This window comes from Bradyrhizobium australiense (genome assembly GCF_013114825.1).
Lineage (GTDB): Bacteria > Pseudomonadota > Alphaproteobacteria > Rhizobiales > Xanthobacteraceae > Bradyrhizobium > Bradyrhizobium australiense.
Genome location: NZ_JAAVLX010000010.1, coordinates 84,365 through 97,060, shown reverse-complemented (window position 1 = coordinate 97,060; position 12,696 = coordinate 84,365). Strand labels below are relative to the sequence as shown.

At 59.6% G+C, this 12,696-nt stretch carries 12 protein-coding genes and 2 pseudogenes; 7 read left to right on the top strand and 7 right to left on the bottom strand.

The window, feature by feature from the left end; all coding sequences use genetic code 11:
• Positions 1-557 precede the first annotated feature (557 nt).
• Positions 558-944 carry a response regulator gene (locus tag HCN58_RS27905; protein ID WP_171582569.1) on the bottom strand — a complete coding sequence of 129 codons (387 nt, stop codon included), beginning with the start codon at positions 942-944 and terminating at the stop codon, positions 558-560.
• Between the two features lie 66 nt (positions 945-1,010).
• Positions 1,011-1,373, bottom strand: a complete 363-nt coding sequence (locus HCN58_RS27900) for a PRC-barrel domain-containing protein (protein WP_171582568.1) — start codon at positions 1,371-1,373, stop codon at positions 1,011-1,013.
• 150 nt (positions 1,374-1,523) lie between these two features.
• On the opposite strand from HCN58_RS27900, the gene HCN58_RS27895 reads away from it, so the two are divergent.
• Positions 1,524-1,715 carry a hypothetical protein gene (locus HCN58_RS27895; RefSeq protein ID WP_171582567.1) on the top strand — a complete coding sequence of 64 codons (192 nt, stop codon included), beginning with the start codon at positions 1,524-1,526 and terminating at the stop codon, positions 1,713-1,715.
• Between the two features lie 349 nt (positions 1,716-2,064).
• On the opposite strand, the gene HCN58_RS27890 is transcribed toward HCN58_RS27895, so the two are convergent.
• Together HCN58_RS27890 and HCN58_RS27885 are read right to left on the bottom strand one after the other, a co-directional pair.
• Complete coding sequence (locus HCN58_RS27890; RefSeq protein WP_235983939.1) at positions 2,065-3,030, bottom strand: sensor histidine kinase; 966 nt, start codon at positions 3,028-3,030, stop codon at positions 2,065-2,067.
• Between the two features lie 234 nt (positions 3,031-3,264).
• A complete protein-coding gene (locus HCN58_RS27885; RefSeq protein WP_171582566.1) occupies positions 3,265-3,513 on the bottom strand; it encodes a hypothetical protein in 249 nt (82 codons plus the stop codon).
• 625 nt (positions 3,514-4,138) lie between these two features.
• Here HCN58_RS27885 and HCN58_RS37530 point away from each other — a divergent pair.
• Positions 4,139-4,387, top strand: a complete 249-nt coding sequence (locus HCN58_RS37530) for a tyrosine-type recombinase/integrase (RefSeq protein WP_376701226.1) — start codon at positions 4,139-4,141, stop codon at positions 4,385-4,387.
• Positions 4,388-5,860: 1,473 nt separating this feature from the next.
• On the opposite strand, the gene HCN58_RS27875 is transcribed toward HCN58_RS37530, so the two are convergent.
• Complete coding sequence (locus HCN58_RS27875) at positions 5,861-6,139, bottom strand: hypothetical protein (RefSeq protein WP_171582564.1); 279 nt, start codon at positions 6,137-6,139, stop codon at positions 5,861-5,863.
• Positions 6,140-6,559: 420 nt separating this feature from the next.
• Between HCN58_RS27875 and ku the strand changes: the two genes are divergently transcribed.
• The gene (ku, locus tag HCN58_RS27870; RefSeq protein ID WP_171582563.1) at positions 6,560-7,570 is read left to right on the top strand and encodes a non-homologous end joining protein Ku; all 1,011 of its coding nucleotides are present in this window, start codon (positions 6,560-6,562) and stop codon (positions 7,568-7,570) included.
• Positions 7,571-7,710: 140 nt separating this feature from the next.
• Positions 7,711-8,885, top strand: a pseudogene (locus tag HCN58_RS27865) (DNA topoisomerase IB).
• A gap of 8 nt (positions 8,886-8,893) precedes the next feature.
• Here the strand turns inward: HCN58_RS27865 and HCN58_RS37525 are convergent.
• Positions 8,894-10,292: pseudogene (locus HCN58_RS37525) on the bottom strand (DNA polymerase/3'-5' exonuclease PolX).
• 413 nt (positions 10,293-10,705) lie between these two features.
• Here HCN58_RS37525 and HCN58_RS27855 point away from each other — a divergent pair.
• Complete coding sequence (locus HCN58_RS27855; protein WP_057853333.1) at positions 10,706-10,918, top strand: hypothetical protein; 213 nt, start codon at positions 10,706-10,708, stop codon at positions 10,916-10,918.
• 474 nt (positions 10,919-11,392) lie between these two features.
• Here HCN58_RS27855 and HCN58_RS37520 read toward each other — a convergent pair whose 3' ends face one another.
• A complete protein-coding gene (locus HCN58_RS37520; protein ID WP_376701225.1) occupies positions 11,393-11,611 on the bottom strand; it encodes a DUF6894 family protein in 219 nt (72 codons plus the stop codon).
• A 231-nt stretch (positions 11,612-11,842) separates the two neighbouring features.
• Between HCN58_RS37520 and HCN58_RS27850 the strand changes: the two genes are divergently transcribed.
• Both HCN58_RS27850 and HCN58_RS27845 read left to right on the top strand, forming a co-directional pair.
• Complete coding sequence (locus tag HCN58_RS27850; RefSeq protein WP_171582562.1) at positions 11,843-12,268, top strand: putative zinc-binding metallopeptidase; 426 nt, start codon at positions 11,843-11,845, stop codon at positions 12,266-12,268.
• A gap of 110 nt (positions 12,269-12,378) precedes the next feature.
• Positions 12,379-12,567 (top strand): hypothetical protein, encoded by a 189-nt coding sequence (locus tag HCN58_RS27845; RefSeq protein WP_171582561.1) that lies wholly within the window; start codon positions 12,379-12,381, stop codon positions 12,565-12,567.
• The last annotated feature ends 129 nt before the right edge of the window (positions 12,568-12,696 follow it).

The following is a 12,696-nucleotide window of genomic DNA, read 5'->3' as shown; positions in this document are numbered from 1 at the left end:
TTGGCGGCGGGCCTGCAGGCCCATTGATTAGTGCCGGAAGGAAAGTTTGCCGAGAAGCCAACCTTCTCTGAGTTGGTAAAGCATCCGCCGCCAGTGACCACCATTCCAGAATCGCAGGTTACGGCGCAAAACCCGCTGACCTGGTAGCAACTGTTCTGTTTGATTGTGAACGCCTCAGCGTCCACCGGGTGCGAGCAGATTGCCAAGATCAGCATAGCCAGAGTTTTATTTCTCATAACCACCCCCCTCTGCTCGGACGTTCCGCATCGTAGCACATCAAGCCGGACCGCCGGGCCGCCTGCACCGCCGCCGCCGCCTTGGTTAATCCAGGGCGAAGCCCTCGCCGCCCTCGGTCGTAAATGGTCTTCTAGGGCGCGCCGCGCCGACATGGGGCCCCAAAACGGAGTGGGGTCTTTTTCGAGGGCGGCACCCCTTCGCATGAAGCCCAGAGAAGGCCGTGGAGAGGCCTCACCGCCAGCCGGTGTCTTTCCCCGTCGGGGTGCGATTGGCGGGCCGCCAGGGCTGTGCCTACCCTGTGAGGTCACCCCGATCCCGGTTCAGCCCGGCGAGGCCCCGGTATCGAGTAGCTGCGACACGGCAGTCGCCAATTGCGCCGGCGCAAAAGGCTTCTCGATCAGGATGCTGTCAACGACGCCCTGCGATTTCCAGTCCCCCGCGCTGGCGCCCGTCATGTAGACCACCGGAAACCCGGGCGTAATTTCCCTGATCTGGCGCGCCAGCTCCCATCCGCTGATGCCGTCACCGAGATTGACGTCCGTCAACAGCGCGCGACACCGCTCGCGGCCATCGCGAAAAGTGGACAGGGCCGCTTCCCCCGAGCTCACCGAACAGGCCTCGAAACCGCCGGCCGACAAGGCGTCCTCGATGAAGCTGCAGATCAGAGCTTCATCTTCCACGACCAGAACACGAACGGCCTTGCTCACTTCCAACTCTCCTTCCCTTCGGCCGTGTGTCGTATTTAGGCCAAGCCTCAGACGGGTCGTGCCGGCTCAAGCCACCGGCAGACCATAGTAGGCGTTCACGGAGCGCGCGGTCGCGGGGTCGCTCCAATTCCAACTGCTCTCGTCGGCGTATTTGGGGGCGCCGCGAAGCTGGTCCTGGGTGATGCCGGTGACGTAGCCGCCGAGGTTGGTGTCGTATTTCAGCGCCTGCCAAGGCAGCGGATAGTGATCGTCGCCGATGCCGAGCAGACCACCGAAGCTGAGCACCGCGTACGACACCTTGCCGCTGATCTTGTCGATCATGACGCGCTCGATGTAGCCGACCTTTTCCCCGTCGGCACCGTACACGTTCGTGCCCTCGACCTTGTCGCTTCCGATCAGGCTGAACGTCTCGCGATCTTCCATGGCCATGTTGACCTCCCGTAGGTTGTCTTCTGGAGTCAACGGGACGACGATGGCTCCGTTCCTGGCAGCGCTGTCTCTCGCCGCCGGCAGCAACCGGTCAGACTGGATGACGCGGCCGCAACGGGTGCCATAAGAAATCGACGAGCGGAGGTCGAGATGGAGCTGACCGATCTGGAACGCGATTTTCTGAGGAGGCTCCTCGGCGAATCCTGGGTCAGCCCACCGCTGTTCGACCACGAGACCGTGGCGCGGCTGGTGGAGCTGGGTCTCGTTGAAACCGAACCGCTTCCATCCGGCGATGTCGAATACCGGATCACTGACGCGGGTCGGGCGGCGGCTACCGCGTAAACGCGGATCGGCCGGTCAGCAGGATCGTGAAGCACGCCAGGCCGGGCATCGCTTTGAACCAGTCATTCTGACCCGGCGGGCTTCGGAACCGGGGCCGAGCCACCACGTTGCCTTTCATGGATCCGCGGATGCGCCGGCGAATAATCAGTAGGCCTTGGACTGAAGAGGAAGTGGATTCCTTGAAGGCTCACGCTGGGAATGGGATCGCCTCGCGGATTATCGCGACCAAACTCCGTCGAACATTGGGGGCCATCCAGGCGAGAGCTTCGGCCGAAGGCATCGCCTTGAGCGGCCGTCGTCAGCATATGGCGATACCGGCGTACGAGGGGCGGCGGCAAAGGTCCTTCGATTAGTCGAACAATCCAGGTTTTCGGGGGGCCCGCAGCACAACGCGCACGCCGGGATCGAGCCGCTCGAACAGTAACGTGCCCTCCAGCTGCTGCGCGAGCAGCGAAAGGATGCGGGAGCCGAGACCCTCGGGCTGCCCACTCGCCGTCACGCCAATTCCGTTGTCGCGAACGGACAGCTCGATTAGCTCGCCCGACTTCAATTCGACGACGACTTGACCTGATCTTCCATCGGGAAACGCATATTTGAGTGCGTTCGTGACCAACTCGTTCGTGATGATGCCGATTGCAAGAGGCTCTTGATTTGATAGATAGCAGTCATCGCAAATCACCTGAAACGCGACGGGGCCATCCGCCGAAAGCGACTGAAACACCTTTTCGACGATCTCGGAGAGGAACCGTCGCATGTCGACCAACCGCGAGCCGTCCTTAGGGGACAGGTGGTCGTAGACCTCGGCCATCACCTGGACCCGTCGGGCCGTGCTTTCCATGGCCTCTGCGCAAGCGGGTTCGCCACTTCTCGCCTGTAGGCGAACCATCGCAACCAGGATGGCCAGATTGTTCTTGGTGCGATGCGCCATCTCGTCCAGCAGCAGCGTCTTGGCCTGCTCCGCCTGCAGCACGCGCTTCGTTTCGCCACGCATGATCTCCGCCACCACAGCGACGCCTACTGCCGTGATCGAGAACAGGGCGCACGGCAACAGGAACTCCATTCCATAGCGACCGGCGTAGCTCAGGTAGACCGTGACGCCCACAGCGATGGCGGCAGCCAAAAGACCCGAACCACGATCGAACAAGAGGCCCGACAGGAAGACACCTGGAAGCAGCAGGAAGAAGCCCGTGAAGCCTGCCTGCGCTTGCAGACCGGCCTGCAGCGCCGAGCAGACCAGCATGATGGACGCGGCAATTAGATACCGGATTGGCGTTGGCAGGCGGTGCTCGAACAGCAGCGGGTAGAGCTTCTCCATGGCCTACCAATGGACCGGTTGGGACGGACGTTCCCCGAGGCGCGGAGCGGGACGAAGGCAATCCTCAAATCGGGGAACGATAGTCCGGGTACCCCATTTAACTGGAGAGACCGTCGCCCGCCGTTGAACTACGGCGCCTGTCGCGGATAGTCAAAGGTCACGACCCGCTATTCAGAACTAGCGCTCGCGAGGATAGCCAAAGGCGGCGGCCTCCTCCAGTCCGGGGCGTCTGATCTAACTCTCCTTCCTCAGCGCCGTCCTGACCTCGTCGACCGGCCAGCTTTGGCCCTCCGGAATCACGCGCACCCTGGCGCCACCGTCGACCAGCGCGTGAGAACTGATCTCGTCATCGCTCGCTATTAAATTCAGGTCGGTCTCGGGCCTCCAGTTCAGCGTGAGGTCGACGTCGCCCGGATAGATCTGCCAGCGCGAGCCGTCGTCGAGTTCGACGATGTGGCTTTCGGAATGAGAGCGGATCTTCATCGCACCCCGTGGGCGTCGCGCGGCTGCTCCTGCGGGAGGCGTAGTGCGGACCTCGGGCGATGCAGCCGAGCGCTGTCCTCGTGCCGGCACTTGGGGCACTTTAATCGCGGTTTTTGCTGGACTGAAGCGGGCTTCGGCAGGCTCGCAGCCATCGGCCAGGCGCCGCAATGGGGACACTTCACCAGCAGGGTATCCGCCGACATTTTTTATATGCTGCACGACTCGCTTCCCAACTTGCTGCCTCATTTTCCGGATTTCGGAAACTTTCACGCATTGCCAGAGGGGTGGCCGGTCACGTTTGCGCGAAGGTTATTTGAACAGTCACCCACAGCACGGAGGCGAATTGTCATGGCGAAATCGCGCTTGCGGCTGGTCACGCCGAGCACTGTAAATCGAACAGTCACACCGCGACGGCGGGCGAATGCCGAGCTACGGACGCGGGAGTATCTGATGCTGAGGTTGCCCGGCTCACTGCCACGGCGAAGGCAAACCGCGGGGCACCGAGACGCCACTATGATCCTGATCGCTTATCGGCACGGACTGCGCGCCGCCGAGCTAACCGATGTCCGGTGGGATCAGGTCGATTTCAGCGCCGCCACTCTGGCGGGGCGCAGGGTGAAAAGGGATCACCGAGCAGGCACCCGATACGGGCGAAGAACTGCATGCGCTCCGCAAGCTGGCGCGGGAGCAAGAGCCGAAGTCGCTCTTCGTGTTAAGAGGTGAGCGCGGTGCCCCGTTCAGCACGGGGGGATTTGCTCGGATAGTGGAGCGCGCGGGCGAGGCGGCGGATCTGGGGTTTAAAGCGCACCCGCATATGCTGCGGCATGCCTGCGGGTTTGCCCTTGCCAACAAGGCCACGATACACGCGCGCTGAAGCGTAGCTGGGCCATCGGATATTCAGCACACGGTGCGCTATACCGAGCTATCGCCAGATCGGTTCAAGGATTTCTGGCGCTGACCGGCCGAGAGGCTAAATCAACGCCGTTTCGTGATCTGATCGTGAAACAGAAAGCCCGTTAGGCCGTACAGCGATGCGCACGCCAAGACGTAAAGCACTACATCAATCATGCTGAGATCCCCATGCCTGACCGGAGCTTATCAGCATGTTGATGGCACGTACGTTAATGGAGCGTTAATCCACAGGTAAGGACGTGAGCGCGCCCATTAGACAACATTGGGAACAGCGCTCGCAGTAACCCCCTAGGCTTTTGCTAGTCCGCACTCTCGATGACTTTTTCGGCACGGGCGAGCATGGGCTCGGCGCGGAACGTCACGACTTAGCGTAGCGCTCGCGAGCCGCTTAAATCAGGCCACAAAGCCTTCGGCATTGATCTAGCAGTGACGGCAAACTTCGGGTGCTCGAAGGGCAGGACGGCGATCGCGGCCCGCATCCGGCGATGCATTAGGCGTAACGGGTCAGCATAGCCGCGCCGAAAAGTCGAGTGATGACGCGTCGGGCGCTGCGGCGAACTCTGGCTCCGGTGCTCCTTAGAAGAGCTGACTCGCTCCGCGAGCATTCCTGCGGGTATGAAAAGCAAGCGGGTCACTTCGTTTAGCGTGAAGAGAGGCCTGTCGCGAAGAGCCATGGTCAGCTCCAAGCTCCGGGACGGGCAGCAGTTCGTAACAGTGGGACTTCGATAACATTGGGAGTTGTGCGCAGTTGGGTAGACTGCATTTCTTAGAGTTGCACACTGGACCTGCAGCTGGCTTACAAGCTGAAGATCTCGGTGCCGTTGGCGGAAACGCGATCAATATCGCTTCGAATTTGGCATCGCTCCGTGAGTCCGCAAAGCTGAGGTTGGATTGACCACCAACGAGGTGGCCGCACACCGATCCAGCTACCCGGACAATGCTTTGATTGTGGTTCAAGCGAGTCAGAGACTCGCAGGCTAGACGATAATGATGAACTCCAGCCAGCCGCCATGCGCCAACTGAATAGCCTGACCGGCATCACTCATTAGCCAGTGCAGCAACATCAACGCGGTGTCAAACGGCCGACCCAGAGCCGCATCTTGTATCTCGCACTTGAGGATAGCCAGCGGCGGCTACAACGGCGCGTTGATCGCATCTTGTCACCTTTCAGCGATGATTGGCCGGCGCGATTGACGTTCGCAACGGAATGGCGCCGATTAGTGGATTGGTACGTAGTGCCGCACTATGACGTTCAGACGAAGCGGCTCAAATGGGGAATCAAGCTTTCGAGAAGCTGATGGCGGCGTGGCAGTAAATTACATTATTCGATTGCTGGGACGGGCGGACGTAGTGAGCCCTTTACTTGTTTCGGCCCTGCTTCTCTGGACAAAGATAATGCGCTCGCAGGATCGACTTCAATTCGGGTCAGAAATATTCAGAATTTAGAACCGGCGATAAAGTTGCGGAGTTGGTGGTGCGGCAGCGGTAGCCGTGAAATCGGTGCGTTTAACGCTCTGGGTAAGTTTCTCTTATTCGGTGTTTTCGGGGGACTCGCAGCAGCGTGGGCGGCATTTCGCAGCTTCTTTTCAAGAAAACGGAATGCTTGAGGATATAGCATCTTCTCGGGTGCGGCTTTTGGATCGTTGCGGCGATTACAGTCGTTTTCGATTCGTGCTTTCTTTTGAAACCTGGGCACTTCGCGTTTTCGTTTCATCGCGGGAAAAGCCCGGTGCTTGATCAGTGTCGTACTCACGCAGCTAAGGTGGTGTGCAGACTTGGCTTTGGGCCAAAAGAAGGCGTTGGGCTTCCACTAACGCCCTTAGCTGACACAAGATCGGCTATGCCGAACTCGGCTTTTTGACCTGAGCGGCCTTCGGCGGCCCTGATCTGCTTCAATTTGTCTATCGCAGGCCGACGATCCGGACCGCCCTCGATCGGCACCCCTGCCATATTGCGACTCGAACCGCGAATTTGGGAGGCCGGGAAGAAGCTTGGCGGTCGGGCCGTTCGGAACATTCCTGCGAGAAGAAATGTGTAACACAGCCGGTCCCTGAAACTTCCATGCGTTACGTCCGTTGACTCCGCGGCCATAGCTCAAGCTTGGCTCTTGCACCCTGTTGCGTTGGAGTTTCCAGTGCCGGCCTCCCGACCCTACTGGAAGGGCTATTTAAAGTTGTCCTTCGTCTCGTGTCCCATCGCGCTCTATCCCGCAATTTCGGCGGCCGAGCGGATCTCCTTTCGGCAGGTCAACCGGCGAACAGGCCATCGTGTTAAACAGAAACTTTTCGATTCCGTTACAGGCCAAGCCGTAGATGCAGCCGACAAGGCGCGCGGGTATGAGGTCGGCGAGAACGAGTTTTTGCTGATCGAGGATCGAGACCTCGAGGAGGCGCGACGCGAGCGCCGGGCGCCTGGTGAGGTGGAGCTTGCCAAGCCGGCCCGCCGTGAGAGCCCGCCAAACGTCCGCGCCAGCCGTCACGACGAGGCCGCCGACTATGATGAGGAAGATGAGGAGCAGGAGGAAGCCGTCACTTTCCCGCGGCCGCAGAATACGCGCACGATAGAAATCGAGCATTTCCTTCCTGCCAGGCAGATCGATTCGCGATATTTCGAGAAGCCGTACTACATCATGCCGCGAGAGGAGATCAGTCGGGAATCTTTTGCGGTGATCCGAGATGCGATGAGCCGGGAGGCCGTTAGCGGCCTAGCCCGGGTGGTGCTGTCCTCACGCGAGCGGCCATTTCTGCTCGAGCCGATGGGCCGCGGCCTTCGCGGCGTAACGCTTCGCTTCGCACATGAGATCCGCAATGAGGCGGAATATTTCAGCGAAATTCCCGGGATGAAGCTGCCGCTCGAAATGATGAAGCTCGCGCAGCACATCATTCGGACGAAATCAGCCGATTTCGATCCCGCAATGCTGGAGGATCACTACCGCAGCGCTCTCGTGCGCATCCTGCGCAGGAAGCAGGCGAAACGCCCGGCGCAGGCCCCTCCGGTCAAGCCTTCACGCAAGATTGTCGTCAATCTCATGGACGCGCTCCGGCGAAGCGTCGCCGCCGAGCGCTCGACAAAGCCTGCCCGCCGAGCCCGAAGCGGGAAAACGGGCCAAGGAAGGGGAGGCGCGCGGCACCGCAGAGCCGGTTGACCGAATCAGGTCTTAGCTCGAAAGGCGCCCGCTCTTCGAGCTCACCGCAGATTGCGGCGCTAGGCCCTTGTGCTTCATGCAAAACCTGACAGGAACCCTCCTTGGCGTGAAAGGTTCATTGGACAGGAGGCGGTGTGTTGCTGATCGAGCCACCAGATAGCGCGCAGGCGATTGTCGACCCGCGGGATGCCGCCGAATCTGCTGGCCTGAGATACGTGTCGGACGAACGGCCTGGTATTCGGCGCAAGAAGGCAGGAACGGGATTTAGCTACATACGATCCGACGGCTCGAGGCTCAGCGGACCTAACGGGCTGAAGCGGATCAGAACCCTGGCGATCCCGCCAGCATGGACCGACGTGTGGATCTGCCCGTTTCCGGATGGCCATATTCAAGCAACCGGCCGTGACGCAAAGGGGCGCAAGCAATATCGCTACCATGCTCGCTTCCGCGAGTGCGCGAAAGCACGAAGTATGAGCATGTGGTCGCATTTGCAGACGCGCTCCCTTCCATTCGGGAAACAGTGCGGGAGCACATGGCATTGCGCGGCCTGCCGCGCGAAAAAGTTCTGGCAACCGTCGTGCATCTCCTGGAGACCACGTTGATTCGCGTAGGTAATGACGATTACGCCAGGCAAAACAACAGCTTTGGCCTGACCACGTTGAAGAATCGGCACGTGGCGGTTGAGGGAAACGAGGTTCGTTTTCGCTTCGCGGGCAAAGGGGGCAAACAATGGTCGCTCCGTGTACGAGACCGGCGCATCGCCAAGATTATCAGGGCATGTCAGGAGCTCCCCGGACAGGAACTGCTTCAATACATCGATGAACAAGGTAACTGTCAGGACGTCACATCGACAGACGTGAATGAGTACCTCAAGGCAATTACCGGTAAAGACATTACGGCAAAGGATTTCCGGACTTGGGCGGGGACTGTTCTAGCGGCCATGACCCTAAGCGAACTTGAGAGCTTCGACAGCGCCGCGCAGGCCAAGCGCAATCTTCGCAGTGCAATCGAAAAAGTCTCGGCGCGGTTCGGCAACACACCGACGATTTGCAGGAAGTGCTACATCCATCCGGAGGTACTTAACTCTTACATGGATGGAAACCTGGTCCTCGAGATCAAGTCACAAGTCGAGAGCGAGCTTCGGAGCGCCGTCGAAATTATGAAGCCGGAGGAAGCCGCCGTGCTCGCGTTACTGCGCGGCCGGCTTGCTAAACAGGCGGAGCAGCCGGAGCACGCCAATCTCAAAGAGTCGTCTAGAAGCAGCGAGCGCCCGCTGCTTGAGTCGACCATACCAGTTGAACGAACGATGCAATGAGAGATCGCTTACCGCCGGCGCTTAAGATGCCTCATGAGCTGTGGCAGGCTCATTGCATTCAACACCCGTCCGCTGGTGCGCCGCCTTTGCGGGCCATCTCGACGCCCCAGTGCATATGCTCGAGCTCTCCAATCGAGTGGGCATCCGGATTTGTGCTCAACGTGCAACCGAAGTCGAGTGCAGCCTGGTGCCAGCGCCAGTCGAGATAGCCTACAAGGATGGGCGTTGATCTCTACGGCGACGCTGTGTCTTGAGCAGGTGCGCAGTACCTTCTCGATCCGATGTCGCAGCTTGGACGGCGCATTAGCTGTCGTCCGGTCAGATGACCCAGAATCGTGGTGCGTGGATTCGAGATCGCGCGGAGCAGCCGGGCGGCCTGCGCTTTCCGGTCGAGCTTGAAACGGCCATGGATACTCGCGACTATGAAGTCGACCTACTAAGAATGTCGTCCGGGTAGTCCAGGGGAGCCATCGGCATCGGATTCGATGCCTTTGAGGATACGGAATTCCTTACCGAAATTCTTGTTAAGCCGGTCGGCTTCGCGGTGCTGCGCCTCGATCTCCTCGAGCGAGAGCCGCCGGCGTAGTGCGGCGACTGCGAGTGGTCCACACCGAAATACTGGAAGCCGCGCTTGCGCGTTGCCTTCGCCATTGGCGCCCGAAGCTGCTCGAGGTATTCCATTGATCCGGTCGCGTGAAGCAGGGTCGCCGAAGTGCTTCCGGTCGGTGAGGTGGACTGTGAGCCTGCCCGAATCCAGGGCGACCGGTCCGTTCTCAACCTCGGGCGCTTCGGCAACAAGAGGGAGGTCGCCCACCAGTTCGCACCCGCGCCGGGAAGTCGCCAGCGATGGTGACATGCTTCAGACTGGGCCGCGCCTTCTGAAGCGAGGCCTTCGCATGCTCTAAGGAGGGCGGCCGCGCGGTGCAGATGCAGCCCTCCGTTGCCAGTTCGCGATCGCCAGATTCTGCAGAATGTTCGTCTGCAAGGAGGCGCCGAGGCCCTTTGCGTCCTTGATGCGGTCGTCCTTCGCGGCGGCCTCGAGTTCGGCAAGGGAGGTGATGCCGAGATCCTTGTAAAGCCGGAGCACCTTCTCGGGTCGCAAGCCTGGCGCCGTTAACATCTCCAGGACGCCGGCCGGGATCTCCTTCCGCAGCTTCTCCAAGTTCGGATGCGTGCCCGTCCGATGCAGCTTAGTGATGCTGTCGGCGATAAGCTTCCCCCAATCCGGGAATTTCGGTGAGGCGGATCCTCCTCGATCAGCACGTGGAGCGGGACCGTAAGCGCGGAAAGACTATCCGCAGCGCGGGAGTAGGCCTTTGCACGATATGGATTGCCGCCGCGCAAGGCGGTCCGCTGCGCATGTTCCGGTAGTAGCCCTGCGACCGTCCGGGTGTCTGCAACCGCCACTCAACTCGTCTCCTGCGGGCTCACCCACCTTCTTCTCGCGGCGGACGCAATTCTTTGCGGACGGCGTGCTTCGATTGATAAATTTGCCGGTCGCGATGCAGCCGGCTGTCCACGGGCGGAGTGAGCGCAAAACCCATCAGTCGAGCGATTTCTCGAGCTTTTGTGCCGCCCGAAAGTCATCCATGTGATGCAGGTTCGGGCCGTATGCGGCCTCCTTCGTAGATCCTTCCTACCACGATCTGGAGATGCCTGATCCGTCCGAGAGGCATCGCCCGAGCCTTGCACAGGGCTCGAACGGCATGGGCCCGGAAATAATGAAAAGCGTCCGACATGCGGACTCAACGTCCGTCGGGGATTTTGGTTCTTCCGGCCGCCCCTCCAGGAACTCCTCGGAGATCACCTGGTTGAAAGGCATGACAAGAGTTCTCTACGAAAGCGCCAACGGTGATGTTTGGCGCCTTGTCCGCGATCCGCAATCGGGTGTCGCGATGGTAGAGCACAAGCCGAATGCCAGCTCCGGGGGACGCACGTCCCTGATCGAAATCGGAAAATTCCTTCGAGCTGGCGCCAACGGTCCCGAACACCAGGCTCTACTCCAGTTGATCGGCACCCTGGTCAACGACTGACGAGCGTCAGGAAGGCTCGACTGGCGTCGCTCTGGAACAGTTTCGGAATCGGCCGGTTTGAATAGCGGGTTTAAATTGGATTTAAAGCAGCCGCACCGCAAACATGTTCCTCTTTGTTCTCGAACCGCCTGGGCTGTTTAGGTTCGCCGCTGATCTCGGCTCTCGTCACAGTCGCGCTGCTTTTCGTGTTCGGACTGCTCCGTTTCTGAACGGGCATTTGCAATGCACTTCGTGGAAATACCGCTTCCCCAAACCGATAACGACGACAGCCTTTCGGTCCCGAAAATATTCCGAGTGGAGGCAGCACGGCGGCCTCACATCTTCATCAGGACATCGCGAAGAGATCAAGACCTTCCGCGGAGAAGATGCCCCTTTACGACAACGCAAGCCAGCGCGGCGAAGCTAGAAACCAACACCACGGCGCTTGCGATCAAAAGAAAATAGTCCACCTGGTCCGGTAACAAGTTGCGTCTTCTAGTGCGTGGGATCGATGGGGACCCGACAAACCCGCTCGCCGTCCTCGTCCGTAACCAAGATCGCGAAGCTGCGATTTCTAAGTTGCGGACGATCGATCCATAGCCGTTCGGCGATCTGTTTCGCCACTCTTTCTGCAGTATCGTTATCTGGCAGCCACTGACCACCTTCGTCAGCGACAGTCTGCGAGTCTACCAAGCCAAAGTGGTAACGTGGCAAGATTGTTCTTACTCGGAGAGTGACACGGCGGCCGATTCTGTGAGGGTAGAGTTGCTGCTAAGTCCACATCGGTTGCGAGGTGTGGGGCTGAAGCTGTTTCGAATCCATAACAAATGTTGGCCCTGACGTGCACAGCGACAATGTTTCCAAGTTGGTGAATTCCGCATCACGTGGTGGCACGGAACTTGCGACCTTGGACCGCTGTCGCGCATTGTCAGATTAGCCGTCTGTATGCATCTGGCTCTGAAACGAGGTACGCCGCCACTACAAGAAAGGGCCGCCAGCGAACTGGCAGGAGAGCAACGTCTCCGCCTATACGGCTCAGCCCTGGGAGGATTTTGCCGAACCTGGGCGCACTATCTCCACATCGTCGACAAGCTGGAGATGGCAGGCAATTTCGGCGTGCAGATCGCCCCAGCCGCCGACCGCATTGGCGGCCTACGCGCGAGGGTCGAGTTTGCCCTCTTTATGATCGAGGATTTTGATGCCATGACGCGGTCTGGGTATCCATTCGTACTCGCGATGAACAGCCTGAATCGCACCAAGACACCCGGGACATGGATCATTCGTTTCGACTGGCCCGGTCATCGGCAAGCTGGCGCTTATTCATGCGCTGGTTCAACGCGAGCGGTCGGCGTTACCGCCGGCTCCGGCTAGGAAGGGGGGACAGTTGCCCAGGTGACGTTCCTTTGAAACAAAGCCGGTTCTGATAGCATTGTAGCACATCACCGGCAGTGGTCAGCCAAAAGTCCGGCTGGAGACACCGTGTGCCCGCCGTGACACAGGAGGTGCGCATGTGCGATTTGTGCCGCGAACTGGACTACAAGATCGAAGCGTGTCGGAGATTAGAAAATTCAACCAGTGACGAGCTGATGCTCGAAGCTGTCGCTGACCTCATCAGGGCATACGAGGAAGAAAAAGCCAAGCTCCACCCAAATCAGTCGGGCGAAGCATAGCGAAGTTAAATTGCTTCGCAGTGTCCAATCCTGCGCAAGCCTTATGCTCGGGCGATAAAGCAGCGAGTTGCAAAAGCTCACTCTGCGCTAACTCATCGGTATGCCGTCCGTAACGTCAGCTGTTGAACG